The organism is Dactylosporangium roseum (assembly GCF_025264685.1).
Taxonomy (GTDB): Bacteria; Actinomycetota; Actinomycetes; order Mycobacteriales; family Micromonosporaceae; genus Dactylosporangium; species Dactylosporangium roseum.
In genome coordinates, this window is the sequence record NZ_CP073721.1 from 1,122,915 (window position 1) to 1,148,577 (window position 25,663).

Here is a 25,663-nt window from a genome sequence, read left to right on the forward strand (position 1 = left end):
CTAGTCCTTGCGGGCGACGACCGCGCAGCCGAACGCGTCGCCCTCCGGGATCGCTTCGTCGTCCGGCCCCGGCCGCCACTTGTGGGTCGCGACGACGCCCGGCTCGACCACCGTCAGGTCGCCGAACAGCGCCGCCACCTGCGCCCTGGTCCGCAGGATCAGCGGGGTGGGAGACTTGCGGTACATCTCCCGCGCCGCTTCCTCCCCGGGCGTGAGCTGGCGTTCCAGCCCGGCGTGGGACAGCACGACGTAGCTGCCGGGGACGCCGGCGGCCGCGTATCCGGACACGATGTCGGCCGGGCGCTGCTCGTCGGAGACGAAGTGCAGCACCGCGACGAGCAGGAACGCGATCGGCTGGCTGAAGTCGAGCAGGGCCCGCACCGCCGGCTCGGCGAGCACGTCGGCGGGGCGGCAAAGGTCGCCGGCGACCACGGCGGTGCCCGGCACGTCGGCGAGGATGGCGCGGCTGTGCGCGACCGCGACGGGGTCGTGGTCGACATAGACCACCCGGCCGTCGCCGACACCGGCGTCCGCGACGACCTCGTGGACGTTGCCGACGGTGGGGATGCCGGAGCCGAGGTCGAGGAACTGGCGCACGCCCTGCGCCGCCAGCATGCTCACGGCGCGGCGCAGGAAGGCGCGGTTGCTGCGGGCGAGCGCGGCGACGACCGGCATGACCTTCAGGACCTGCTCGCCGAAGGCGCGGTCGGCGGCGAAGTTGTGCGAGCCGCCGAGGTAGTAGTCATAGACCCGGGCAACGCTCGGGCGATCGAGGTCGACGTCTGCGGGTGCCCAGGTCGGTCGCTCCACAGATCAACACTCCTCGACATCGGTGACACGTGGCACTCGGGCGTTGCGAGCATACGTGTGGGCGGGCGGGAGCAAAACCCGCCGCCCGCCCACACCGGTATCGATCAGGCAAACCGCGCGATCAGGCGACCCGCGTGATCCGGTTGGCCGGGCCGGGCGCGATCGGGCCGGTGCCGAGGTAGGCCACCAGCGCGTCCACGTCGAAGCCCGGCGCGGTGACCCGGCCGGTGCCCTTCGTCAGGTTGGAGAACCCGTCACCGCCGTTGGCGAGGAAGTCGTTCGTGGTCACCAGGTAGATCGCCGCCGGGTCGATCGGGGTGCCGTTGAGCGCCAGGTTGCTGATCTTCGATCCTGGCACCGCGGAGGCGCTGTACGTGTAGGTCAGGCCGCCGGAGACCTGGAGGATCCGCTGGTTGGTCTGTCCGCCGAAGCCGACGAACTGCTGCTCCAGCACGTCCTTGATCTGGGCGCCGGTGAACGACTGCGTCACGACCAGGTTGTTGAACGGCTGGACCGTGAAGCACTCACCGTAGGTGACCTGGCCGGGAGCCTCGCCGCCGGGCGAGTTGGCGTAGGTCAGCGGCGCCCGGATGCCACCGGGGTTCATGAACGCGATCCGCGTACCGGCCGACCTGGTGTAGGCCAACTGCGCGTCCGCGATCACGTCACCGAGCGGCGTCTCGCCGGCCGGCGTCGCCGTGGTGGTGATGTCGGCGGCGATGCTGCCGACGACCCGGTTGGCGATCGGCGCGACGGCCGCGCGGTACTTGTCCGCGATCTTCTTGATGTTCGGGTCGACCAGGCTCGGGTTGCGGACCGGGATGCCGTTCTCCGTCTTCCAGGTGCCGTCGGCGTTCCGTACGCCGTTTTCGACGATCACGTTGGTGGCCGACGCGTCGACGAACTTGCGGGACTTCTTGTCCAGCGTGACGCGGATGTCCGTCACCAGCGTGCCGGCCGTGCCGGCGCTCGTCACCAGCGTGTCGGCGCCCGAGGAGTTGGGCAGCTCGCAGGTGTAGAAGCGGTGCGTGTGTCCGGAGACGACCACGCCGTACGCCGGGTCGAGGCCCTTGACGATGTCGGTGATCGGGCCGGCGAAGTTGGCGCAGCCGGACGGGTCCAGCGGCGCGGGCGGGCTGCTCTGCATGCCGCCCTCGTGGATCACGAGCACCATCGAGCGGACACCGAGCCAGCTCAGGACGGTGGCGTACTGGTTGGCGGTCTCGACCTCGTCCTTGAAGTTGACGTTCTTGATGCCCGCCGGGTTCACGATGCCGGGGGTGGCCTCCAGCGTCATGCCGACGTAGGCGACCGGGACACCGTCGTACAGGCGCAGCGTGAAGGGCAGGAGGATCGGCAGGCTGTTGGACTTGTCGGTGACGTTGGCGGCGAGGTACGGGAAGTTCGCACCCGAGAAGCCGTCGCCGTCCTGGCAGCCGTCGACCGGATGGCAGCCGCCGAGCTGGATGCGCCTGAGCTCGTCGACACCCTCGTCGAACTCGTGGTTGCCGACCGATGAGATGTCGACGCCCATCTGGTTGAGGACCTCGATCGCCGGCTCGTCGTGGAAGGCGGCGCTCACCAGGGGCGTGGCCCCGATGTTGTCACCGGCGACGACCGTGTCGCTGTTGCGCACGCCGTTGTTCGCGGCGTCGTTGCGCAGCTTGGTCAGCCAGGTGCTGAGGTATTCGGCGCCACCCGCGGGGGTGCCGTTGATCAACCCGCCGCTGCCGATCGGCGGGTCGATGTTGCCGTGGAAGTCGTTGAAGCCGAGAAGCTGTGCCGTGGTCGTCGGGCCGGTCTTCTGGCTGAACGAGACCTTGGCCGGGGTGAGTGGCGTCCATCGGTCGGTTCCCGCTGGGGTGTCGGCCTTGGCCAGGGGTAAGAGGGCGACGACCGCGACGGCGAGCGCCGGCACCGCGAGGTGCTGGGCGATCCGCCAACCGCGGGCACTGGGTCGGGCCATGATCTCTCCTTATGGAAGGACGCATGCGTCGATCGCCATCTTTCCGTGGTCGTCGATCCGGCGCGAGCACCTGTTGTGAACAGACAGGTGACCTGCGGGTAAAAGCGAGGGTGCGGTACGGGCCGCTCCGCCCATGACGGCGTGCCGGACGGCTGTCACCGTGTCCTCGGCGTCCGCGGTCGCGTCACCACCGTCCACAGTGGAAGGAGTGCTGCCCCTGGCCGGCGCCCCTCTCCGCCGCTGGTCGCTCCGGCCGCCGGCGGCGGCGACCGTGCTGGCGGGGTTGGCGCTGTTCGTGCCGGTCGTCCGCAGGACCCGCCCCGCACCGCTCGCCGTCGTCCCACCGGATTCGCCCGAGGCTGCGGGGTCGGTTCGCCGCCGGAGTTTCGTTCCCAGCGGATCCGCTTCCAGTGAACAGCGGTTCTGGTTCGGTCACCGGCACCCCAGGATCGAGCGATGAAGATGCTTGTTCTCGGTGGCACCGTGTTCCTCGGCCGTGCCGTGGCCCGGCAGGCCCGCGACGCCGGCCACGACGTCGTCTGCGCCGCCCGCGGCTCGTCCGGCCGGCCGGTCGGCGGCGTCCAGTTCGTCCGCGTCGACCGGGACGACCCGGCCGGGCTCGACGCCCTCGACGGCACGTTCGACGCCGTCGTCGACGTCGGCCGCCGCCCCAGCCACGTCCGGCACGCCGTCGAGGCGCTTCGCGGGCGGGTCGGGCACTTCACGTTCGTCTCGAGCGGGTCCGTCTACGCCGACACCGCCACGCCGGGGCAGACCGTCGCCGACGCGCCCGTCATGGCGCCGGCGCCGCAGGGGTTCGACGACCCGTTCGCCGACGCCGAAGCGTACGGCCGGTGCAAGGTCACCTGCGAGCAGCTCGTGGCGTCGGCCGCCGACCGGGTCTTCATCTGCCGCGCCGGGCTCATCGTCGGCCCCGAGGACCCGACCGGGCGGTTCGACTACTGGGTGCGCCGCACCGCGCGCGGCGGTGAGATCCTCGCGCCCGGCGAGCCGGAGGACCTGGTCCAGTTCATCGACGTCCGGGATCTCGCCGGCTGGATCGTCCGGGCGGCCGAACGTGGCCTGGCCGGCGTGTTCGACGGCATCGGCACGCCGCTCACCCGTCGCGAGTTTCACGCTGGGTTGGCTGAGGGGGCACCTTCCGTACACACCCTCACGTGGGTGCCTCAGAGTTTCCTGACAGTTCGCGAGGTGGCGCCGTGGTCCGGGCCGCGATCGTTGCCCCTTTGGCTACCTTTGCCCGAATACGGAGGGTTCCTCAGTCGTGACGCTTCGCTGTCGATCGAGGCCGGTCTTCGTGTTCGCCCGCTTCGTGAGACGGTGCGGGACACACTCTCCGGGTTGAGTGAGGTATCGCACAACACCGGGCTCTCGGGCGAGGAGGAAGCCGAGCTGTTGCGGGAATGGCGCTCCCGGTAGAGGCGCACGGCGATCCGGTCGGCATTTCGACAGGTGGCGTCGCGCGTCAAGCCCCCAAAGAGGGAAGCCGATTTCTCATCCTTCAGAGCGTTTTGCCTGTCGTCTGGCCGACTGTTGCCGATGGACACCGGTGACCTCGGTCCCACCAGCCGCCGTTCCCAGGGAACTCACAGCGAGTTTAGGCGTCTGACGGGCAGGAATACCACGTATCACTTGTTGCAACCGAAGCGAACCGGAGCGGCCTCCAGAGCGTCCAGGTAAGTGGTGCAACTCTCAGGGGCCGTCACCGAGTCGCCCCTGAGGGCGGAATTCGGAGGGCGTGCTGGGTGTTGTGCAGGGGGCATACCCGGGGCATCCGTTTTAGCAGGGTGAAACGGGGAAGGCGAAGGATGGACGGGGAGGGGCCCGAAGGTGGAGAACGTGAAAGTGGAGATGCGACCCGACACAGGTGCCGAGGAGCGGGACCTCGTCGGAGTCTACCTGCATGAAATCTCCCGCACGCCGCTGCTCGACGCCGCTTCTGAGGTCGAGCTGTCCAAGGCGGTCGAGGCCGGGCTCTACGCGGAGCACCTGCTGGAGTCCGACAAGCTTCCCGAAGGCGTGACGGAGGCCGAGCTGCAGCGCCTCGTCGCCGAGGGCGAGCGGGCGAAGGACCGGTTCATCCGGGCCAACCTGCGACTGGTGGTCTCGATCGCTCGTCGTTACGTGCGGTCCGGCATGCCGATGCTCGACCTGATTCAGGAGGGCAACACCGGCCTGGTGCGCGCCGTCGAGAAGTTCGACTACGTGCGCGGATACAAGTTCTCGACATATGCGACGTGGTGGATCCGCCAGGCGATCAGCCGGGCGATCGCGCAGCAGGAGCGCACGGTCCGGCTGCCGGTGCACCTCGTCGAGGACGTCAACCGGATGCGCAACGTCGCGCGTCAGCTCACCCGCGAGCTGGGCAACGAGCCGGAGCCGGAGCAGTTGGCCACCGCGCTCGGCGTGCCGGTCGAGCGGGTCCACGAGCTCATGCGGTGGTCGCAGGACACGGTGTCGCTCGACACCCCGGTGGGTGACGACGGTGACACCAACCTCGGTGACCTGGTCGCGGACTCCGACGCCCCGTCACCGGAGGATGTGGTCCTCGCCGCCCTGGAGCGCCAGCGGATCGAGGGCCTGCTCAACCACCTCGACGACCGTTCGGCCGGCATCATGCGTGCCCGCTACGGCCTCGAGGACGGCCGGGAGCACTCCCTGACCGAGGTGGCGACCCGGTTCTCGCTCTCCCGTGAGCGGATCCGTCAGCTCGAGATCCAGGCGCTCGGCCGGCTGCGTGAGCTGGCCCGGGCCGAGGGCCTACAGGCCGCCTAGGCCCCCCCACACACACAACCCCCTGAGAGACGCGAGAGGCCCCGGTCGCCCGGGGCCTCTTCTCGTCGATCTTGCACTTGTGGTGCCTCGACGCTCCCACGATGTCCGGGTTTGTCAGGCACCACAAGTGCAAGATCGACGCGGGAGTGGGGGTGGGGGTGGGGGTGGGGGGGGTTAGCGCAGTGTGAGTGGGTTGCCGCAGACCTTCCAGTCGCCGCCCTCCTTGCGCAACTGGAAGCTCTCGTTGTTGGACGAGCCGTCGGTGAAGGTGACGTCGCCGGTGATCGCGGCGGTCTCCCGGCCGTTGGTGTTGTCGTACGAGCCGCCCCAGTCCAGGTCGTGCGACTTCGGCTGCCGGGCCTTGATCTTCTCCTCGAAGGTCGGCTGCTCGAACTCGCTCTTGGTGTCGGCACACAGCCGGTTGTAGGCGGCGGCGTAGTTGCCCGCCTCCAGTTCGTCCAGGAACGCCGAGGTCGCGGCCTTCGGGGCCTTCGTGGCGCCGGTGAGCAGGAAGTAGAACCCGGCGGCGCCACCGCCGCAACACACGACGATGACGACGGCAAGAATGATCAGCACGATCTTGAGCGTGCTTCGACGGCGAGGTTGGGTCACCCGCCCAGGCTAAATTCGCTCGCCGGGCCGCACTGTAAGCCAGCCGACGCGGGTCAGGGTCGATGCGCGACGACGAACAGCCGCGGAAACGGCAGGATCGTGCCGAACGGCTCGCGCGGGTAGGCCGACCGCAGGCGGGCGGCCACCTCGGCGCGGAAGTCGGCCAGGTCCTGCCCGGAGAGCGCGTCGAAATAGGGCCGCAGGCCCGTACCGCTGAACCACTCGAGCACCGGGTCGGCGCCGGGCAGCACGTGGTGGTATGTCGTCTGCCACACGTCGACGGTGAGACCGGCGCCGGCGAGGATCCGCACGTACTCCTGCGGGGTGAGGACCGGGCTGTTCGAGCGCGGCCCCGTCGACTCCAGCACGGCCGAGAGCAGCGGCGCCCACCGCGGCGCCGACACGACGTCCTCGATCGCCGTGAACGCGAAGCAGGGCACCTGGAACGCGAGCGTCCCGCCGTCGTCCAGTGCGGCGGCCCAGATCGGCAGCAGCGTGGCGTGGCCGGGCACCCACTGCAGCGCGGCGTTGGCCACGATGACGTCGACCGAGCCCCGCGGTGGCCGCCAGCCGGCGATGTCCCCGAGCTGGAACCGGAGCTGGGCGGTCTGCAGGGGTTCGGCCGCCGAGATCATCGCTGGGGAGGAGTCGATGCCGAGGACCGCCGCGTCGGGCCAGCGCGCCGCGAGGGTCGCGGTCATCGTCCCCGGGCCGCAGCCGAGGTCGACGACGGCCACCGCGTCCTTGGTCGGGACGCGGGCGACCAGCTCGTGGAAGGGCCGGGCGCGCTCGTCGGCGAAGCGGTTGTACTGCTCGGGATCCCACGATGTCATGCCCTCAATGATGAAGGCCGCGGAGTTCAGCCGTGCGGTCGTCTGTCCACCCCGGTGCTGCGCTACGGGCGGGCGTCTGGTCGCTCGTGGTCGCTACTGCCCCCGAGCGGCGCGTTCCGGCCCGGCCGACTTCATGATCATGGGAAAGATCTGGCTATCGGGGCAGCCATATCTTTCCCATGATCTGTGAGGTCGAGCGGCCCGGCGGCGGATTGCGGCGGAACGCGTGCCGGCCGGCACCCTCGGCGGCGACGCCTCCGAGGCCCACGCCCGAATTGTCGGCCTTGTTCGGGCTGGCAAGGGCCGTTGGCTGAACTTCGCGGCCTTGCCTCAATGGTGAAGGGCCGCCCCGCGCGCTGGCGGAGCGGCCCTTCATCGGGAGCGGTCCGGTCAGGCCCTGACCCGTCCGTATCCGTAGATCTTGTTACCCATGTCGACCGATGCCTCGGTCACGGTCCGGCCGCTGGTCGGCGCGTGGATGACCTTCCCGTTGCCCTCGTAGATGGCCACGTGCCCGAGGTTGTTGTAGAACACCAGGTCGCCCGGCTGGAGGTCGCCCCGTGAGATGTGCGCGACCTTGCTCCATTGCTGGGCGGCGCTGTGCGGGAGGCTGACGCCGGCCGCATTCCAGGCCGCCATCGTGAGCCCGGAGCAGTCGTAGGCGTTGGGACCCGCCTTGCCGAAAACGTAAGGGTCGCCGATCTGGTCGAAGGCGAATCTGACCGCGATGCCGGCCTTGCCGGACACCGCCGGCGGCGGCCCCTTCGGCGTCGCCGGCTTGTTGACCTTCTGCTTGAGCTTGTCGAGCTGGGCCATCTCGCTCTCGATCTTCTTGCGCTTGGCCTCGATCTCCGCCTTCTGCGCGTTTTGCGCGGCGATCGTCTGGTCGTAGCCCTTCTTCTGCTCTTCGAGCGCGGTCTTCGCCGTCCGGAACTCGTCGATGTGCTTCTGCTGCTGGCGGGTGATCTCGTTCAGCATGGAGAGCTGATCCATCAGCGTGTCCGACGAGCCCGCGTTGAGCACGACGGACAGGTTGCGCAGATTGCCCGAGGTCTTGAAGGCGTGGACCGCGGCACTCTGCACACTCTCGGCAGACGCGGCGACGGCGTCCTCCATCGGCTTGAGTTTCGTCTGCAGATCGGCGACCTTCGCCTGCGAATCAGCCAGAGCGACGTTCATCTGGTTCCACGCCTCGACCGTCGCCTCGAGTTCCTCGCCCGATTTCTGGAGCTGGGCCTCGATCTCTGCGAGCGTCGGGTCGGCACGTGCGACCGTCGCTGGCGCCAGCACAATCAGTGACACGGCCCCGATCAGCAGGGTCCGCAGCACCGAGCGGCGGGCGCGGTGTCCAGTGGACAAGGAAAAGGACCCTTCTTCGTGCTGACCGCCTACCGGGTTAGCTGACGGGTTCGGGCGAGAAGAGGAGCGCCCTACCGCGACCGTCCTTGGTCAGCGGATTCACCCCCGGAGATCGGGGTCCCCGGCTCGATGCGCGCCGCAGCGCGCGAAGCTCGATTCGGCGGCGCTTGCCCGGCGCCGCCCGGGGTGGGCGACGGACTGCCGAGCAGGCCAGGGCCTAACCTAACGTCACCGACGGGATCGCGAAACCCACCCGTCGGCCTCAATATCTATTACCCCAAAAGTCCGAATTACCGCCCGTCGCTGGTCCACATCGGACGGTTATGTCGAGTTGGCCAACAGTGTTGACGGACACATATTTGGGGCTTGATTCTTTTCAGAGACCAGGTTAAATGTCCGGAACGGTGTTCACCGATGATGCACAAAGTTTGACCCCCCCACCTCAGACCCCACAGGGGCCGCCGGTGTTACGGGTCCAGAGCCTCGACGACGTGATGTTGCGTCAGCCTGGCCGTGCCTCCCGGCCGGATCGTCGCGCTGCTCGGTGCGAACGGCGCGGGCAACACCACCCTGTTGCGGGCCCTGTCCGGCCTGCTCGACGTGCACGACGGCGCGCTCACCAAGGGCGCCGTCGCGCTTGGCGACCGGCCGATCCACCGCCTGCGCCCGGCCGCGATCGTGCGCCGCGGAGTCAGTCGGGTCATGGAGGGCCGGCCCACCTTCGCCGATTCACGGACCCGACCGCCAAGTCCTACAAGCTCGCCAGGCCCTGCTACGAGAACCGCTGCCCCCACCCCACCCCCCATTCCCGTTGATCATGCACTTGTGGTGCCTGACAAACCCGGACATCGCGGGAGTGTCGAGGCACCACAACTGCATGATCAACGCAGCGGATGGGGGGTGGCGATGTGACGGTTTCTCATTTGGCGGGTGGTCGGTAGGCTGGCGCAATTTCAGCGGTCCCGCTGCCTCCGCCTCACCCTCAGGAGGGGACGGTCCATGTCGATGCGTCGACGAGCCGTGCGCACATTCCTTGCCGCCGCGCTCATGGCCGGTGTCATCACGCCGATCGCCGGTGGGCAGCCGGCCGCGGCGGTGACGATGCCGACCGGATTCCAGGAGCAAGTGGTCTTCAGCGGGCTCAACAACCCGACGAACATCGAGTTTTCCCCGGACGGCCGCGTCTTCGTCGCCGAGAAGCGGGGCGTCGTCAAGGTCTTCGACAGCCTGGCCGACCCGACCCCGGACACGTTCGCCGACCTGCGCACCAACGTGCACGACCAGTGGGACCGCGGCCTGCTCGGCCTCGCGCTGGCGCCCGGTTTCCCGGCCAACCCCTGGGTCTACGTCCTCTACACCTACGATGCCCTGCCCGGCGGCACCGCGCCCCGGTGGAACGACGTCTGCTCCAACGCCAACAACGGTGACTGCGTCGTCACCGGACGCCTCTCCCGTCTGCGGGCCGCAGGCAACCAGATGACCGGCAACGAGCAGGTCCTCATCACCGACTGGTGCCAGCAGTTCCCCAGCCACTCGATCGGCGACCTGCGCTTCGGCGCCGACGGCGCGCTCTACGCGTCCGCCGGCGACGGCGCCAGCTTCAGCGCCACCGACTACGGCCAGTTCGGCAGCCCGGTCAACCCGTGCGGGGACCCGCCGGGCGGCGTGATGAACCCGCCGACCGCCGAGGGTGGCGCGCTGCGCTCCCAGGACGTCCGGACCACCGGCGACCCGACGCAGCTCAACGGCACGATCATCCGGATCGACCCGAACACCGGCGCCGCCATGCCGAACAACCCGCTCGCCGCGTCGGCCGACGCCAACGCCCGCCGGGTCGTCGCCTACGGCATGCGCAACCCGTTCCGCTTCACCATGCGCCCCGGCACCAACGAGGTCTGGAGCGGCGAGGTCGGCTGGAACACGTACGAGGAGATCAACCGGGTGGCGAACCCGACCGGCACGCCGGTCGGCAACTACGGGTGGCCGTGCATCGAGGGCCCGAACCCGCAGGGCGGTTACGACGGCGCGAACCTCAACCTGTGCGAGCCGATGTACGGCGCGAACCCGCCGGTGCCGAACGTCCAGCCCTACTACGCGTGGAACCACAACGCGAAGGTGGTCGCCGGCGAGTCGTGCCCGAGCGGCAGCTCGTCGTCGTCCGGCGTGGCGTTCTACCCGTCCGACACCGGCCCCTATCCGACGGCGTACCGCGGCGCCATGTTCTTCTCGGACTACAGCCGCGACTGCATCTGGGCGATGATGCCGGGCGGCAACGGCCTGCCCAACCCGTCGAACATCATCACGTTCGCCGCCGGCGCCGCGAACCCGGTCGATCTCGCCGTCGGCCCCGGCAACGAGCTGTACTACGTGGACCTGGGCGGCACCGTCCGGCGGATCCGGTACTACAACGGCAACCAGCCGCCGGTCGCCGCGATCACGACGGACCGTACCTCCGGCGGCACCCCGCTGACGGTGAACTTCGACGGCTCGACGTCCAGTGACGCCGACCCGGCCGACCAGGGCCTGCTGAGGTACCAGTGGGACTTCACCAACGACGGCGCATTCGACACCGGTGCGCCGTCGGCGACGCCGACCACCACGTACACCTACACGACCCCCGGCACGCATGCGGCTCGCCTGCGGGTCACCGACACGCTCGGGGTGAGCAACGACAAGACGATCACGATCACGGCCGGCAACGACGCGCCGACCGCGATCATCGACGGCCCGGCGGCCGGCCTCACCTGGGCGGTCGGCGACACGATCAACTTCTCCGGGCACGCCACCGACCCGCAGCAGGGCACCCTGCCGGGGTCGGCGCTGAACTGGACGATCATCCTGCACCACTGCTCGTCGCCGGGCGTGTGCCACGAGCACCCGATGCAGACGCTCGCCGGCGTCGCGAGCGGCACGCTCGCCGCACCCGACCACGAGTACCCGTCGTATCTCGAGTTCCGCATGACGGCGACCGACTCGGGCGGGCTGACCAGCACCACCGCGGTCAACGTGCAGCCGAAGACGGTCGACCTCACGTTCGTGTCCGACCCGGCCGGCCTCCAGTTGACCGTGGGCGCGACGAGCGCGGCGGCGCCGTTCACCCGTACCGTCATCCAGGGCTCGACCAACACGGTCAGCGCGCCGACGCCGCAGAACCAGAACGGCGTCCCGCAGGCGTTCAGCCGCTGGTCGGACGGCGGCGCGCAGACCCATGTGGTGACCGCGCCGGCGACCGACCGGACGTACACCGCCAACTACACCTCGTCGTGCGGCGACAGCTTCGGCTACACCTGCTCGGCGAGCGCGCGGACGTTCATCCCGGCCGAGGGCACGGTGCTGCCGCTGACCGGCGACGACAACCTCACCCAGATCACGCTGCCCTTCGGCGTCAAGTTCTACGGCACCACGTACAACTCGGCCTGGGTCGACACCAACGGCCGGCTGAGCTTCGCCGACCAGGGCACCTCAACGATCGCCCACGGTGCCGTCCCGTCGACGTCGCTGCCCAACTCGACGATCTACGCCTACTGGTCGGACCTGGTCGTCGACGGCTCGGCGAGCGTGCGCACCGCGCTGATCGGCACCGCGCCCAACCGGCAGTTCGTCGTCGAGTGGCGCAACGCCTACCAGTACGGCTTCACGTCCCGGCGGATCAACGCCGAGGCGGTGCTGTACGAGAATGGTGACGTCGTGACCAACTACTCCGGCATCGACAACACCGCGGAGGCGGGTGCGTCGGCGACCGTCGGCATCGAGAACGCCGCCGGCACGGTCGGCATCCAGTACTCGAACAACACCTCGACCCTCCAGAACGGCATCGGCGTGCTGTTCAAGGCGCCGGGTGGCGGCGGCGAGGAGCCACCGCCGGTGACGGGCACGATCACCGGCACCGTCACCAACCAGGGCACCGGCACGCCGGTGTCGGGCGCGACCGTCACGCTGTCGCCGGGCGGCGCCACGAAGACGACGGGCGCCAACGGCACGTACACCTTCACCGGCGTCACGGTGGGCAACTACACCGTCAGCGCGTCGGTCGGGTCCGGCGGGGCCTGCGGCGGCGGTGGCGCGAGCGCGCCGGTGACCGTCACGGCCGGCACCTCGACCGTGAACCTCGCGCTGACACAGGGCGCCGACGCGTTCGGCTACACCTGCGCCGACGGCACCCGGGCGTTCATCGACGCCGACACGCCGCTCACCCTGACGGGCGACGAGGGCATCGCCGAGCTGACGTTGCCGTTCCCGGTCAAGGTGTACGGGCAGAGCTATCCGACCGCCTGGGTCGACACCAACGGCAAGGTCAGCTTCGTGAACCCCGGCGCTGCCAACGCCGACCACACGACCCTGCCGACGACCGCGGCCCCGAACGCGACCGCGTACCCGTTCTGGTCCGACCTCGTGATCGACGGCTCGGCCAGCGTGCGCACCGGGCTGACCGGAACGGCGCCGAACCGGGCGTACGTCGTCGAGTGGCGCAACGTGTACCTCTACGGCAACACGTCACGGCGCCTGACGTTCGAGGCGGTCTTCTACGAGAACGGCGACATCGCCTTCGCGTACAAGGACCTCGACAACGCCTTCGAGCAGGGCAGCGACGCCACGGTCGGCATCGAGAACGCGGCCGGGACGATCGCCTACCAGTACTCGAACAACCAGCCGACACTGCGCAGCGGCAAGGGGGTTCTCTTCCACCCGCCCGCCTGACGGGTCCATCGGCGTGCATGACGCCGGCCGGTGCTTCCTACGGGCATCGGCCGGCGTCATGCGTCAGCCGCCTTTCCTTTTCGCGTTGTGGTCAGCCGCGCTTCAGCTCACCGGCGACCTGCCGCATGAAGTCGATCGAGGCATCGTGCGCCAGGGCGCGGTCGGCCAGTCGGCGCAGCACCTCCCGGTAGGTCACCACGGCGTCGGGTTCCTCCCAGAGGAGCCCCTGGCGGTAGAGCACGCCGTCGTCGGCGCCGAATTCGAGCAGCGTGAATTCGCCTTCCCAACCCGGGTGGTATCCCATGTTCAGCGGGGCGATGCGCACGTCGGCGTACGGCCGCTGGGCAAATTCGATCGCGTGCTCGATCTGGTCGACGAGCAGCGCCTCGTCGTTGTGGACGGGCTGGCGACGCAGCACCGACTCGTCCAGGACCGTCAGGATTCGCGGCGGCTGCTCACGGGAGAGCAACTCGTCCTGCCGCCGCATCCGGAACTCGACCCGCCGCTCCGCGACGGGTGAGTCGCCGTCGTGGTCGGCGACGCTGGTCGCCGACGCGTAACGCCGGGTCTGCATCAGCGCCGGGAACATGATCGGCGACCACTCGCCGATGGCGACCGCCTCGGCTTCGAATCCCACATAGGTGAGCATTTGCGAGAGCACACTCGCGCGGTACTCGTCCCACCACATTCGCCGCTTCGCCGCCCGAGCGAGCTCGAGCAGGTCGTCGACCATCTTGGTGTCGTGGACGCGGTAGTAGGCCAGGAGGCTGCGGAGGTCGCTCACCGAGATGGCGACGGTGCCGTTCTCGATGCGGATGAGCTTGGACAGCGACCACTCCATGTCGGCGGCCACCTGGTCCTGGGTCAGTTCGCGTTCGCGCCGGAGCCGCCTCAGTTCGGCCCGGAGGCGGCGCTTGCCCACGATAGGCCCGCTCATGGCCATCACCCCAATCGCGTACAAATGGCATCGCCCCCGTCGAGGGCTCCGCGTTTCTACCCGATTTGCGGCAGATGCACCCAGCGCTTTTCGTCGGTTCTCGACCTCATCGCGGCGCGTGGCGGCCAGGAACATCTTGGCCATCGCGCTGGCCGGACAGGCTTTCGCGACCTGTCGCATCGCCTCCCGCCGGACAGGGTGGCGCGACCGTGTACGGCGAGCGGCGGGCTCCGGGATCCACGCGTCGAACGGCTACTCCGTCGGCTTCGCGAGGGCGTGGGCGGGTCCCGGCGGGATGATCCGCGACCGGTCGCAGCCGCCGATCTCGGTCGGGTGCGGCGCCGGACGGTCGCAGGCGGCGCCGTGAGCGCCGGAGTCGCGCCGCGCCAGGTTGAGACCGACGAGCACCCCGGCGGCAACGGCGAGTGCGACGACGATGATCCCGATCGCGATCCACCATGCGGTGCCCGACGATCGCCGTTCGGGCGGCCGGACCGGTGGGGGCTGTACCGGTGGGGGCTCATACGGCTGCCGTTGCCTCGGGATCCGTTGTGGTGGCCAGGCCGCTGCCGGCTGGGGTGTCCAGACTTCGCCCTCCGGCTCCTCCGCGTCTTCCTCGTCGTTCTCGTCGGCGGATGGCCAGCCGGGTGCCGGCGTGTAGTACAGCGGAGCGTCGGGCGGCTCGGACGGGCCCGGTTCGGCCGGTGCTTGCGGCACCCAGGGGGAGGGGGTGTCGGGGTGAGCTGGTTGCCCGGGCGATCCGGTCGGCTCAGACCGGGGGCGTGGCATCTCACGCGGGGGCGGGATGTAGATCCCGTCTTCCGTGTGGTCGTCGTCGGGACGCCGGTGATGCCGGCCCTCCGTCATTGCATCCCTATCTTTCTGTGCTCAGGTTTTTCCGCGCTCGGGTGTCCGCTTCCGCGGTTCCGCGGCTCCCTGTGGCCACCGCTCGGTGCTCGCTACGCTCCGCGATGCCGGAAGGCACACAGCGGCCAACCTAGCACCGGAAGATGTCGATGTGTGACCGAGTGGCTACGTATTGATCATGCCCTGCTGTGCAGTATCTGGCTACTATGGCAAAACCACCCATTTGGGCGCCTCGGCTCCCATCGCCCTGACCGCGGCTCGACTTTCGCACTTTCGCGTGGTTGCGCGGCGGCTTCGGTCCAGGCGAGCCGGCGTGCGTTCCGCCGCCGTGCCGCTCGATCTCATGATCATGGGAAAGATGCGGCTGCCCAGATAGCCAGATCTTTCCCATGATCTGGAGTCGCCCGGGCTGGGGCGCGCCGCCTGAAGCATCGACCGATGTCACCCCGCCACGCCGCGGACTTTCACCAGGTCCAACATCGCCGCCGTTCGAGGCGGGCGCAACAAGTGCGCGGAAGCGGGCAAGGCTGCCGGCGAGGGCGCGCCTTGCCCGCTCCCGCGAGGGGGAGGGTCAAGCCGTCGCGCCCCACATGGCGGAGAAGGCGGCCGCCTCGCCGGCCAGCCAGCGCTCGACTTCCTCCGGCTTGACGGCCGGGTCGGGGCGGAGCGCGTCGCCGCGGCGGATGTCGACCAGGATCGGGGTGGCGTTGGGCAGGACCAGGTCCATGTGGCGGGTCATCAGGTGCAGCGTGGCGACCGCGGCCTCGTCCCGGGGCGGGTCCTCGTCGAAGTGCAGACGGACCGCCTCGCCGCGGCCGTCGGCATACCGTAGGCCGAAGTGTGGGTTGATCTTGACCGGGAGTGAGCCGATCATGCCGAGAGTGTCGCGGGTCGGGGTGACCTCGACCGGGGTGTCCAGCGACTCCAGGTATTTCAGCGCGCCGGGCACCACCGACTCGTAGAGCGGCTTCCAGCGGGCGTTGACCTGCTCGACGACGGCGTTGAGATAGGTGCCGCCGGTGCGGAACTGGATGTCGGCCTTGAGGGCCTTGACGAGTTGCCCGTGCGGGTTGAATCCGGAGCCCGACTCGCGCTGCCGGCGCAGCCCGCCGACGAAGCTGGCCTTGCGCGGGCCGGTGCGCCCGACGTAGCGGGTGAAGCTCAGCAGCGTCGCATAGGGAACGGATCCGGGTGGGGTAGTGGGGGCGGTCACGGGCGCTCTCCTCCCAGGTCAAGAGCAATTTTCGTACACACATTCTAATGGATTCCGGCCGTGATTCCCACCTACCAAGAAGGTGGGTGAAGTGGGATTCATGACCGCGTGTCGCTGGGTTCCGCCCACCACGGAGACGGCGACCAGGTCGCCGGTCGGCGCCGGCTGTCCGGACCCCTGATCATGTGTACCGCGATCGCGCGGCACGCGACCACGTCGAGGCTGCTCGTCGCGCTTCGCGCGGCAGGCCGGGGCGGCGCCGGCCCGCCGCGGACGTCGCCGCACCGGCCTGCCGACGTCGGTCAGGCGGTCACAGCAGGTCCCGCACCGGTCCCAGCATGAGCCGCACGCCGAAGGCCAGCGATCCGAGGCAGACCAGCACGAAGAACGCCACGTAGACGATGGCCGGGACGCGGGTCAGCCGGGCGATCTGGTCGGCGTCCGAGTTCGGGGCCTGGCGGCGGAAGCGGGACTGCTGTAGCTCGAACACGGCCCGCACGCCGCCGAGCAGCATGAACCACGCGAAGGCGTAGGCGAACGCGCCCTGGATCTCCGCCGAGGCGAACCACGAGACGGTGAAGACGATCGCGCCCGCCGCGACGATCGAGATCACGCCGTAGACGTTCCGGGTCATGATCAGCATCAGCACCAGAAGTACCAACAAGATCCAGAGCAGGATCGTGAGCCTTCCGCCGCCCAGGATCGCGGCCGCGGCGAGTCCCAGCAGCGACGGCGTGATGTAGCCGGCCAGGCCGGTGATCACCATGCCCGGGCCGGTCGGACGGCCGCGGGACAGGGTCAGCCCGGACGTGTCCGAATGCAGCCGGATGCCGGACAGCCGGCGGCCGCTCAGCACCGCGGCGAGGGCGTGGCCCCCCTCGTGTGCGATGGTCACGAAGTTACGCATGACCTTCCAGGCCGGCCGGACGAGCACCGCGAGCAGTGCGAGCACCGCCGTCGCGATGACCACCTCGCGGCTGGGGGACGGCTGGCGGCCGAATGCGTCGTTCAACACGTCGAACACGAATGCAGAGCCTGCCATCTGACGTGTTGAATGAACAGCGTGGAGATCAGGCGCTTCGTGGACACCGACTGGCCCGGGCTGTGGGACGTGTGGCACGAGGTGGTCGCGGCCGGTGAGAGTTACGACAACGACCCGGACTCCACCGAGGCCGACGCGCGGGCGCACTGGCTGCTCGCCCCGCCGTTCGAGACCTGGGTGGCGGTCGAGGACGGCGAGGTGCTCGGCACGTACAAGGTCGGGCCCAACAAGGGCAAGCTCGGCGCGCACGTCGCCAATGCGAGCTTCATGGTCTCGGGCCGGGCGCGTGGCCGCGGCCTCGGGCGCACGCTGGGCGCGCACTGTCTCGACCGGGCTCGCGAGCTGGGCTACACGGCGATGCAGTTCAATGCCGTGGTGTCGACCAACACCGTTGCCGTGCGGCTGTGGCGTTCATTGGGGTTCATCATCGTCGGCACCATCCCCGACGGCTTCCAGAGCACGAAGCACGGGTTGGTCGACTTTCATATCATGTATCGGCGCCTGTAAAGCTGTTGAACGCGCCGCGGGTAACCCTCTAGGGGCGTCTTCCCTGGTACAGGTTGTGACCTACATCTTGCGTTCTGTACCAATATTTCGATGCGTACTCCCCCCGAAACGCGCCACCACACCGAGGCTCGATTGGAAGATCAGTCCGGTGACCTCACGGGTTACCGGATCGGTGACGCATATGAGCTGATCGAGCCGATCGGCGGTGGCGGGACGGGCACCGTCTGGCGGGCCCGGTCCCTCAGCGGCGACGAGCAGGTCGCGGTCAAGCTGCTGCGTGAAGACCTGATGGCCGAGCCGAAGGCGGTCAACCGGTTCGTCCAGGAGCGGGCGATCCTCCTCATGCTGCGGCATCCGCACATCGTGGGCGTGCACGACCTGGTGACCGTCGGGACCTCGCTCGGCCTGGTCATGGACCTCGTCGAGGGCGGCAGCCTGCGTGACCACCTTCAGGGGTGCGGCAGCCTGCCCCCGTCCGAGGCGGCCCTGCTGGTCGCGCAGGTCGCCGAGGCGCTCGCGGCCGCGCACCGGCGCGGCATCGTGCACCGCGACCTCAAGCCCGACAACATCCTGCTCGACCGGGTCGACGGCAGGCTGCACTGCCGGCTGACCGACTTCGGCATCGCCCGGATTCTCGACACCCCGAGCATGACCACACCGGGCGCGCTCGTCGGCACGGCCAACTACGTCGCCCCCGAGACGGTCTACGGCGGGCGCCCGGCACCGGCGGTCGACGTCTACGCCCTCGGCGTCGTGCTCTTCGAGCTCACGACCGGCCGCCCCACGTACGCGGGCGGCCCCGCCTGGGCGATCCTGCGCCGCCACGTCGACGAGTCGCCGCGTCCGGTCGAGGGCATGCCCGAGGCGATCTGGCAGGTCGTCCAGCAGTGCATGGACAAGCGCCCGGGCCGCCGCCCGTCGGCCAAGGACCTCGCCGCGACGCTGCGTCTGGTCGCGAAGCGGCTCCGCCATCTTCCGGCGATGCCGCCGCAACCCGTCGACGACGGCCCGACCACGCCACACCCGGTCGTGCCGAGACCCCGGTCGTCGCCGTCGCGTTCCCGAGCGCCATATTTGGCGGTGGTACCCCTGGTGCTCGCGATCCTCGCCATCCCCACCTGGTTCTTCGTCGTCCAGCGGCCGGACGGCGGCACGGGCCCGACGACCCCCGGAGCCAACGCGACGGCGGCGCCGGCGACCGGCTGGAGCGGCAGCAGCATGCCGGGCGTCGGCCCCACGGCCAGGTCCAACCGCACGCACGGCGTCCTGAAGCCGGACAGCACCTCGGCCGAGGCGTCCAGCCGGAGCGCGGCCCCGGTCGAGGCGACGGACGTGTGGAGCTCCTGGGAGTGCGGCGACAGCTACACCTGGGATCTCGGCCACCCGGCGCTGGCCCAGCCGTGCCACGCGACCAGCGCCGACGCGGTGCGGATGGTCGGCCACATGAAGGCGCTGCCCGGCGTCCAGGCGGACGTGACGATGTCCGTGCTCAACGCCGGCACCGGTGCCGTGGTGGACGGCCCGCGCCAGTGCGGCGGCATGATGTTCACCGACCTGACCCCCGAGCACGACTGCGGCCCGTTCGAGGTGCGCCTGCCCCGCGGCCATCGGTACGTCGTGGTCCAGAAGTGGGTCTACACCGGCCGCGACCTGATTCCCGGCGGTGAGGTCCGCGGCAAGGAGTTCGCCTGGTAGGAAAGCCGCGGGATTTTGTCGTACCCGTGTGGTGAGGTGTGGGCATGATTGTGGCTGCCCCGCCGGGCTTCGAGGACCTGCTCGAGGAGCATTGTCCCGACATCAGCGCCCTGACACGCCACCTGCGCGACGTCATCCTGACCGCCCGCCCCGAGCTCGCCCAGCGCGTCTACCGCGGCTGGCACGGCCTCGGCTTCCACCACCCCGAGCGCGGCTACGTGGCCGCCGTCTTCCCCGGCACCGACGCCGTGCAGGTGGGTTTCGAGCACGGCGCCGACCTCCCCGACCCGCACGGCCTGCTCCAAGGCACCGGCAAACGCCTCCGCTACCTGCGCTTCGCCCCTGGCGCGCCGGCTCCGACCGACGAGCACCTGGTCGAATACCTCGACCTGGCCGTCTCGTAGGGCGGCAGCCACAATCTATGTCTGCCGCGCGTCCGTGGCCACCGGCAGGCCGTCCGAGCGCAGAGCCCGGCCGTCCTCGGTCACCACGGCGCTCTCGTGCCCCTCGATGGTGGCCAGCCAGTCGATGCCCGGCAGGCCCATGGCCAGAGCAGCCGTGGCATAGGCGTCCGCCGTGCCCAGGTCCGGGCCGACGACCGTCACCGAGCGCAGCGCCGTCGCGGGCTTGCCGGTGAACGGATTCAGGACGTGGGGGTCGCGCTCGTAGGTGCCCGAGGTCGCGACCGCCTGGTCGGTAATCTCCAGCACCCATGCCACCGACAGGGCTTCCCAGGGGTGGCGGATGCCGATCCGCCAGCGGTCCCGGCCGCCGCCGGGAGCGCCGCGGACGAAGAGGTCGCCGCCGGCGTTGAGGCAGTGGTTGGCGGAGCCCTCGGCGAGCAGCCGGTCGCAGGCCCGCTGGACCGCCCACCCCTTGACGTAGCCCGACGGGTCCAGCGTGCCGCCCGCGTTCACGTCGAAGTATCCGTTCGTCTCCCGCCACAGCTCGGCGCATCGGTCGAGGACCTCGCCGACGACCGGTGAGCAGTCGGCGCGGCGCAGGTCGCCCCGGCCGAGACGGCTGATCTCGCTCTCCGGCTGATACGTGCTGAAGATCGTGTCCACCACGCGGAGCCAGTCGAACACGCCGTGGGCGAGCCGCTCCAGCTCCGGCAGCGGCAGGTCGTCGGACAGGTCGAGGCTCACCGCCATGCCCATCACGTGTTCGACGCGGACCAGGTGCGCCATGGCTACGGCCGGTACGCGCGGTCGATCGCGGACTGGAGCGACATCTTGTATCCCGAACTGGTGTACGTGGCGCCGGAGACGGAGTCGACGTCCGCGCTCTGCGCCGCGAGGGCCTCGGCGCGCAGCTTCGGCAGCACAGCGTTGCCGATCCGCACCGACCGGGAGTGGTCGCTCGGCGAGTCGAGCACCTTGATGTCGGTGATCTTGCCGCCGGAGACGACGATCGACAGTTCGACGGTGCCGTAGTCGACGTAGACGGCGTCGCCCTTGAACGTGCCGTCCTTCATCGCCGTGCGCGGCGGATCGGACGCGGCCGTCGTCGGCTTCGGCCGGCCGGGTGCCGTCGTCTTCCCGGGCGCCGGCGCTGTGGTCGTGCCGGTCGACGCGCCGGGCTTGCCGGAGGCGACCGGCCGCGGGGCGGCGGAGGGGTCCGGGGGAGCGGAGCCGCTCGGCGTCACGCCCGGTGGCGGCTCGTCGGCGGCCGGCTTCGTCGCCTGATCGGACGGGCTGCTGACGCCCGCCTTGGCGCCGACCAGCAGGATCGTGCCCGCTGCCGTGCCCATCAGGGCGATCATCGCGCGTCGCACCGCGGTACCAACTCTCTCAGAACTCGAACGGGTCCAGGTGGATCTGCCGGCGGGGCACGCGCACGCGGCGCAGCACCGTGAGCGACTGTTCGACGAGGCCGTCGGGCCCGCACAGGTACACGTCGCGCTCGGTGATGTCGGGGACGAGGTCGCGCATGCCGCCCGGCGTGAACAGGCGGCGCGGGCCGGGATCGCGCCGGTCGCCGACGACGAACCACAGCTCGGCGTGGCGCAGCTCGGCCAGGTGCTCCAGCTCGTGCCGCAGGTGGAGGTCGTGCACGGCGCCGGCCCGGTAGATCACCACCGCACCCGCCGGCAGCTCCTCCAACAGTGCGCGGACCGGTGCGATGCCGCTGCCCGCCGCGATGAGGACGGCGCGCGACTTGACCCGGCGGCTGGCGGTGAAGTCGCCCCAGGGGCCCTCGACGAAGATCCGCACGCCGGGTCGTAGCCGGCGGAGCTGCCGGGTGTGGCCGCCGACGGTCTTGACGGTGAGCCGCAGCCAGCGGCCGTTGGGTGCGGCCGACAGCGAGAACGGGTGCGCCTGCCACCAGTACCTCCGGGCGAGGAACCGCCAGCGGAAGAACTGCCCGGCCCGGGCGTCGAGGTCGTCCAGCCGCCGCCCGGTGATGTAGATCGACACCATGTCGGGGCCTTCGGCCACCACGTCGGCGACCTGGAGACGGTGGCGCAGGTTGAGCCGGAGCGGCGCGACGACCCGGCCCCACACCACGGCGGCCGCGGTCACCGCGGAGAAGACGATCCAGACGGTTCGGCCGAAGCCCGGCCTGAAGAGCTCCTGCCCGTTGGAGAACTGGTGCGCGAAGCCCAGCAGCAGCGCGAGGTAGGCGGTCAGATGCAGGAAATACCACAACTCGTACGGCAAGGCGCGGCGCAGCCCGCGGATGCTCAGCAGACCGATGCAGACGAGCATGCCGGCCGCGAGGAAGGCGGTGACCATGTCCTCGTACTCGGTCAGGATCGTGCCCAGCTCGCTGACGAACCCGACGCGATCGGCATCGGCGTAACCGACCGTGATCAGGGCGGCGTGCGTCAGGATCATGACGAGCACGGCGCCGCCGAGCTCCCGGTGCCACAGGCCCAGGTGGCGCGCGCCGATCCACCGCTCGACGAAGCTCACCCGGCTCATCAGGACGACCTGGATGAGCAGCAGATAGCCGGCGACGAGCCCGGTCACCCGCCCGGCCGACTGGAACAGGTCGGCGGCGGTGTCGATCGAACCGGTCCCGGTCCCCAGCCACCACGGCAGCAGCGCGACGGCCAGGCCGCTCCAGAAAAGGGTGCGGAGCAGGAACCGTCCGGAGCTGTTGTGCTCCACGGGCCGCGCGGCCGGTGCCGCGAGCCGGCTGGCGGGGCGCTGCCGAGCGACGGTCATGATCGACTCCGCGGACGGTGCATGTGGTTCCACTGTCATCGTGATATCAGCACCCCCTGTCCCCAGACCACACCCTTAATCCGTTCTTCACCTCGCCCACAAACGGCACCCCGACCACTCCCCGCCGTTGCGCGTCGATCTTGCAGTTGTGGTGCCTGACAAGCTGGGCGTTGTGGGCGTGTCTCGGCACCACAACTGCAAGATCGGCAGAGGTGGGAACGGTCGGTGGTGGCGGACGTCGCAATAGACTGGCGCGATGCAGCGCTTGTGGCGAATTGTCCTGGTGTCGACGGTCGTGATCGTCGGCGGCACGGCGGTGGTGCTGGGCGTCCTGTACTCCGTCGGGGCGTTCGCCGAGCAGGGCCGGTTCAAGGCCGTCCCCGGCTGCGCGGTGCTCGACGCCGCGACGGTCGCGCCGGTGCTGCCGAGCGCCCAGTTCGAGGCCTCAGGGGGAAACTGCACGGCCACCGACGGTGCGACGCAGATCAACGTCGGGTTCACCCTCGTGTCCAAGCAGGGCCGGGTGGGCGGGCCGGAGCTGGCGTCGCGGTCCCTCGACGCGGTCACGGTCGCCGGCGGCGGCACCGAGCGTCTGCGGGGCGTCGGTGACCAGGCGATCCGGCAGCGGACGGAGGCGATCGGCCGGCCGCAGATCATCACGATGCGGGTGAGCAACCTGATCGTGGTCGTGTCGGTGGCGAATCTGAACGGGGGCGACCTTCCCGCGGCCGTGGACGACGGTCTGGTGCGGGTCGCGAAGGCTCTGGCGGCCCGGCTGACCGGCTAGGATTTCGCGCCTTCTGCACGAAGTCGCATTTCGGGAAAGCCGTGCCAAGGCCGCAGTCGTGCGCAGGCGGTGGCCGGCTACGGCAACTGGCGCAGGAAACGACCGGCGGCGTCCGACCGGTCCCGGTAACCCAGTGCCCGGTAGAACGCGTGGGCGCCCTCCCGGCTGCGCAGGCTGGTGACCTCGACGCTCGAGCAGCCGCGCATGAGCCCGAACGTCTCCGCCGCCGCGACAAGGCTGGTGCCGATGCCCCGGCCGCGAGCCGACTCCGACACGGCGAGGGCGACGATGCGCAGCCAGGCGCCGTCCTTCTCGAACGACGGGATGATGTGCGCGGCGATGGTGCCCAGCAGACGGCCCCGCTCGTCCCACACGAACGAGGCGCCGCCGGGGTGCTCCACCCAGCGCCGCAACCGCTCCGCGATGTTGGTCCCGGCCTGCGGGTAACCGAGCTGTTCCAGCAGCTCCGCCACCTGCTCCGTGTCGTCGGCGGCCAGGCGCCGGACCCCGCGGGCGACCTGCATCCGGTAGCTGTGCAGCACGTCAGCGCTCATAGTGAGCAAGGGTAGAACCGGGTGGTCGGTCCGTGCCCGCCGGAAGGCGGTCATTCACGTTCATGGTGCACATGCGAAATGTTCCTGCCTCTTGACTGTGCGCCCGCCCGGCCTATGATCCAGCACCCGCAGATGCACGTGCGATCAGACCGCGCGAGTCGTCGCATGAGTCGTCGCCGGGCCCGTTCACCAGCCGCCCGAGATGATCGAGGTGCAGACCAGTTCGGTGCCGATCGTCGCCGACTCTGGTCGGCGTAGTCGACCTCGTGGTCGTCCGGGACCACCAGCCAGGGCGCGACGGCGTGGGTCGCCTGGAGATCGGGTTCGACTTGTACTGCGCGTAGCGTCGCCGATAGTCGGCGAGCGAGACGATCTCGCTGCCGAGGTGCTGCCGCACCCCGGAGGAGCCCGCCCCGCCCTCGTAGATGTAGGCACCCAGGTGTGCAGGATCAGGTCGGACGGTCGTCGGCCATCCGCCGGTAGGCCGTGTAGTGCCCGGACTCGAAGTGCGCGCACGAGGCGAACGCCATCGTGAGGTCACGCCCGAGCGTGGTCACCGCCGGGGCCGTGCGGGTCCGGCCGACCGGCGAGATGTGGCCCTGCGCGCGGAACCGGTAGTAGTACTCGGCGTCCGGGTCGAGCCCGCCGGCCACGACGTGGACCGAGTGCGCCTCGGCGGAGCGGGCCGTCACCGTGCCCGACGCGACCAGCGCGGGCTCGCCCATGAACACAGTGTGTCCGTACGCTGGGTGGCCGGTTCGCCGGCCTGTTCGTGGCACGTCGCGGCGTTGTCCACAAGGGCTTCACTGTCCACAGAAACGCCCTGCGGCGCGAGCGGCGGCCGCGTGGTATGGCGCAAGCTCCCTCCGAGCCCAGAGGTGGAGGGAGACGAGGATGTTCGAGACAACGGTGACGGTGGTGGGCAACGTGCTCAACCCGCCGGACGCCCGGCGGCTGGTGGAGAGCCAGGCACTGGTCACACACTTCAAGGTCGCGACGACGTCGCGGCGGTTCGACAAGGTCAACGAGCGCTGGGTCGACGGGGACAGTCTGCGGGTCCGGGTGAACTGCTGGCGGCAGCTCGCCGAAAACGTGGCCCGCAGCGTCAACGTCGGCGACCCGGTCATCGTGACCGGCCGGCTCTACAGCCGCGACTGGGAGGGTGAGGACCACGTCAGGCGGGTGAGCTACGAGCTGGACGCGTTCTCGGTCGGTCACGATCTCTCGCGTGGCCGGGCGAAGTTCGCCCGGGTGAAGGCCAACACGTTGACCAGCGCGGTCGACGACGAGCTTTCCGACCAGCGGATCGGCGGCGCGCCGACCGTTCCCGCGTCGGAGGTCAACGAGCTGCCGCGGCGCCGGAAGTACGACGCCGAGCTCGGCGGGTTCGTCACCCTGGTCGACGAGCACGTGGCCGACCGGGATCCGTTCGCCGACGAGGTGCTCGCCGAGCTGGCGGGAGAGCTCGCCGCCGACCCGGCGTCCGTCTTCGCCGGCGCGGGGGAGCCTGACCCGGACGAGGACGGCGAGGACGACGAGGCCGTGGAGTCGGTGGACTCGGTGGCTGCGATGGACCCGGACGAGGACTCTGCGGTGGCGTCCGGCCGGCGGAAGCGGTCGCGCCGGGTGGTGGTGCCTGCATAGTCACGGTCCATTCGGGTAGGCGGGCCCGGGTGGAAGGCAGCCGTGGCCGGGTCGGTTCCAGCCCGTCTTCCGACGGGGCCGGCACCGGCCCGGCCGCTTACCGGAGAACATCGACGACCGGCATCGTCTGGGGCGGCTGTCGCGGGTGACCGCTCAGGCCGACCTTGATT

The 25,663-nt window shown here is 70.0% G+C and carries 24 protein-coding genes and 1 riboswitch; of the genes, 9 read left to right on the forward strand and 15 right to left on the reverse strand.

All coding sequences use genetic code 11. The annotated features are described in order from the left end of the window. Together Drose_RS05455 and Drose_RS05460 are read right to left on the reverse strand one after the other, a co-directional pair. Entirely contained in the window at positions 1-810 is an 810-nt protein-coding gene (locus tag Drose_RS05455) for an SAM-dependent methyltransferase (RefSeq protein ID WP_260727070.1), read from the reverse strand. 121 nt (positions 811-931) lie between these two features. Continuing rightward, complete coding sequence (locus Drose_RS05460) at positions 932-2,776, reverse strand: bifunctional metallophosphatase/5'-nucleotidase (protein ID WP_260727071.1); 1,845 nt, start codon at positions 2,774-2,776, stop codon at positions 932-934. Between the two features lie 456 nt (positions 2,777-3,232). On the opposite strand from Drose_RS05460, the gene Drose_RS05465 reads away from it, so the two are divergent. Together Drose_RS05465 and Drose_RS05470 are read left to right on the forward strand one after the other, a co-directional pair. Beyond that, positions 3,233-4,216: an NAD-dependent epimerase/dehydratase family protein gene (locus tag Drose_RS05465; RefSeq protein ID WP_260727072.1), complete on the forward strand. Its 984-nt coding sequence runs from the start codon at positions 3,233-3,235 to the stop codon at positions 4,214-4,216. A gap of 432 nt (positions 4,217-4,648) precedes the next feature. Further along, positions 4,649-5,572, forward strand: coding sequence for a sigma-70 family RNA polymerase sigma factor (locus Drose_RS05470; protein ID WP_260729621.1), 924 nt, complete (start codon positions 4,649-4,651; stop codon positions 5,570-5,572). Between the two features lie 174 nt (positions 5,573-5,746). Here the strand turns inward: Drose_RS05470 and Drose_RS05475 are convergent, their stop codons facing one another. The 3 genes from Drose_RS05475 to Drose_RS05485 form a co-directional block, all read right to left on the reverse strand. Continuing rightward, complete coding sequence (locus Drose_RS05475) at positions 5,747-6,184, reverse strand: Rv0361 family membrane protein (protein WP_260727073.1); 438 nt, start codon at positions 6,182-6,184, stop codon at positions 5,747-5,749. Positions 6,185-6,237: 53 nt separating this feature from the next. Then, on the reverse strand, positions 6,238-7,017 hold the full coding sequence (locus Drose_RS05480) for a methyltransferase domain-containing protein (RefSeq protein ID WP_260727074.1): 780 nt from the start codon (positions 7,015-7,017) through the stop codon (positions 6,238-6,240). Between the two features lie 390 nt (positions 7,018-7,407). Beyond that, positions 7,408-8,376 (reverse strand): C40 family peptidase, encoded by a 969-nt coding sequence (locus tag Drose_RS05485; RefSeq protein ID WP_260727075.1) that lies wholly within the window; start codon positions 8,374-8,376, stop codon positions 7,408-7,410. Between the two features lie 12 nt (positions 8,377-8,388). After that, positions 8,389-8,530, reverse strand: a riboswitch (cyclic di-AMP (ydaO/yuaA leader). Between the two features lie 359 nt (positions 8,531-8,889). On the opposite strand from Drose_RS05485, the gene Drose_RS38985 reads away from it, so the two are divergent. Both Drose_RS38985 and Drose_RS05495 read left to right on the forward strand, forming a co-directional pair. Further along, positions 8,890-9,288, forward strand: coding sequence for an ATP-binding cassette domain-containing protein (locus tag Drose_RS38985; RefSeq protein WP_260727076.1), 399 nt, complete (start codon positions 8,890-8,892; stop codon positions 9,286-9,288). Between the two features lie 108 nt (positions 9,289-9,396). Further along, a complete protein-coding gene (locus tag Drose_RS05495; protein WP_260727077.1) occupies positions 9,397-13,074 on the forward strand; it encodes a PQQ-dependent sugar dehydrogenase in 3,678 nt (1,225 codons plus the stop codon). Positions 13,075-13,165: 91 nt separating this feature from the next. Here Drose_RS05495 and Drose_RS05500 read toward each other — a convergent pair whose 3' ends face one another. The 4 genes from Drose_RS05500 to Drose_RS05515 all read right to left on the reverse strand — a co-directional run bounded on the left by Drose_RS05500 (position 13,166) and on the right by Drose_RS05515 (position 17,133). After that, positions 13,166-14,011, reverse strand: a complete 846-nt coding sequence (locus tag Drose_RS05500; protein ID WP_260727078.1) for a helix-turn-helix domain-containing protein — start codon at positions 14,009-14,011, stop codon at positions 13,166-13,168. 252 nt (positions 14,012-14,263) lie between these two features. Next, a complete protein-coding gene (locus tag Drose_RS05505) occupies positions 14,264-14,728 on the reverse strand; it encodes a hypothetical protein (RefSeq protein ID WP_260727079.1) in 465 nt (154 codons plus the stop codon). Between the two features lie 721 nt (positions 14,729-15,449). Then, positions 15,450-16,091: a hypothetical protein gene (locus Drose_RS05510; protein WP_260727080.1), complete on the reverse strand. Its 642-nt coding sequence runs from the start codon at positions 16,089-16,091 to the stop codon at positions 15,450-15,452. Positions 16,092-16,401: 310 nt separating this feature from the next. Then, the gene (locus Drose_RS05515; protein WP_390891330.1) at positions 16,402-17,133 is read right to left on the reverse strand and encodes a M50 family metallopeptidase; all 732 of its coding nucleotides are present in this window, start codon (positions 17,131-17,133) and stop codon (positions 16,402-16,404) included. Between the two features lie 12 nt (positions 17,134-17,145). Between Drose_RS05515 and Drose_RS05520 the strand changes: the two genes are divergently transcribed. The 3 genes from Drose_RS05520 (at position 17,146) to Drose_RS05530 (ending at position 19,739) form a co-directional block, all read left to right on the forward strand. Beyond that, positions 17,146-17,640, forward strand: coding sequence for a GNAT family N-acetyltransferase (locus Drose_RS05520; protein ID WP_260727082.1), 495 nt, complete (start codon positions 17,146-17,148; stop codon positions 17,638-17,640). Between the two features lie 132 nt (positions 17,641-17,772). Beyond that, complete coding sequence (locus tag Drose_RS05525) at positions 17,773-19,335, forward strand: serine/threonine-protein kinase (protein ID WP_260727083.1); 1,563 nt, start codon at positions 17,773-17,775, stop codon at positions 19,333-19,335. Between the two features lie 44 nt (positions 19,336-19,379). Further along, a complete protein-coding gene (locus Drose_RS05530; protein WP_260727084.1) occupies positions 19,380-19,739 on the forward strand; it encodes a DUF1801 domain-containing protein in 360 nt (119 codons plus the stop codon). Positions 19,740-19,754: 15 nt separating this feature from the next. Here the strand turns inward: Drose_RS05530 and Drose_RS05535 are convergent, their stop codons facing one another. Genes Drose_RS05535 through Drose_RS05545 form a run of 3 tightly spaced genes read right to left on the reverse strand, consistent with a single transcriptional unit; the run spans position 19,755 to position 22,508 of the window. Next, positions 19,755-20,525 carry an FAD:protein FMN transferase gene (locus Drose_RS05535; protein WP_313899999.1) on the reverse strand — a complete coding sequence of 257 codons (771 nt, stop codon included), beginning with the start codon at positions 20,523-20,525 and terminating at the stop codon, positions 19,755-19,757. 2 nt (positions 20,526-20,527) lie between these two features. Then, a complete protein-coding gene (locus Drose_RS05540; RefSeq protein WP_260727085.1) occupies positions 20,528-21,088 on the reverse strand; it encodes an FMN-binding protein in 561 nt (186 codons plus the stop codon). A gap of 40 nt (positions 21,089-21,128) precedes the next feature. Continuing rightward, positions 21,129-22,508 carry a ferredoxin reductase family protein gene (locus Drose_RS05545; protein ID WP_260727086.1) on the reverse strand — a complete coding sequence of 460 codons (1,380 nt, stop codon included), beginning with the start codon at positions 22,506-22,508 and terminating at the stop codon, positions 21,129-21,131. 256 nt (positions 22,509-22,764) lie between these two features. Here Drose_RS05545 and Drose_RS05550 point away from each other — a divergent pair, with 256 nt between their 5' ends. Then, the gene (locus Drose_RS05550) at positions 22,765-23,295 is read left to right on the forward strand and encodes a hypothetical protein (RefSeq protein WP_260727087.1); all 531 of its coding nucleotides are present in this window, start codon (positions 22,765-22,767) and stop codon (positions 23,293-23,295) included. Positions 23,296-23,372: 77 nt separating this feature from the next. On the opposite strand, the gene Drose_RS05555 is transcribed toward Drose_RS05550, so the two are convergent. The 3 genes from Drose_RS05555 to Drose_RS05565 all read right to left on the reverse strand — a co-directional run bounded on the left by Drose_RS05555 (position 23,373) and on the right by Drose_RS05565 (position 24,574). Next, positions 23,373-23,849: a GNAT family N-acetyltransferase gene (locus Drose_RS05555; RefSeq protein WP_260727088.1), complete on the reverse strand. Its 477-nt coding sequence runs from the start codon at positions 23,847-23,849 to the stop codon at positions 23,373-23,375. 112 nt (positions 23,850-23,961) lie between these two features. After that, positions 23,962-24,390: an alkaline phosphatase D family protein gene (locus Drose_RS05560; RefSeq protein WP_313900000.1), complete on the reverse strand. Its 429-nt coding sequence runs from the start codon at positions 24,388-24,390 to the stop codon at positions 23,962-23,964. Next, positions 24,299-24,574, reverse strand: a complete 276-nt coding sequence (locus tag Drose_RS05565) for a PhoD-like phosphatase N-terminal domain-containing protein (protein WP_260727090.1) — start codon at positions 24,572-24,574, stop codon at positions 24,299-24,301. The genes Drose_RS05560 and Drose_RS05565 overlap by 92 nt, the downstream gene beginning before the upstream one ends. 169 nt (positions 24,575-24,743) lie before the next feature. Between Drose_RS05565 and Drose_RS05570 the strand changes: the two genes are divergently transcribed. After that, positions 24,744-25,493, forward strand: a complete 750-nt coding sequence (locus tag Drose_RS05570) for a single-stranded DNA-binding protein (protein ID WP_260727091.1) — start codon at positions 24,744-24,746, stop codon at positions 25,491-25,493. Positions 25,494-25,663: the final 170 nt, after the last annotated feature.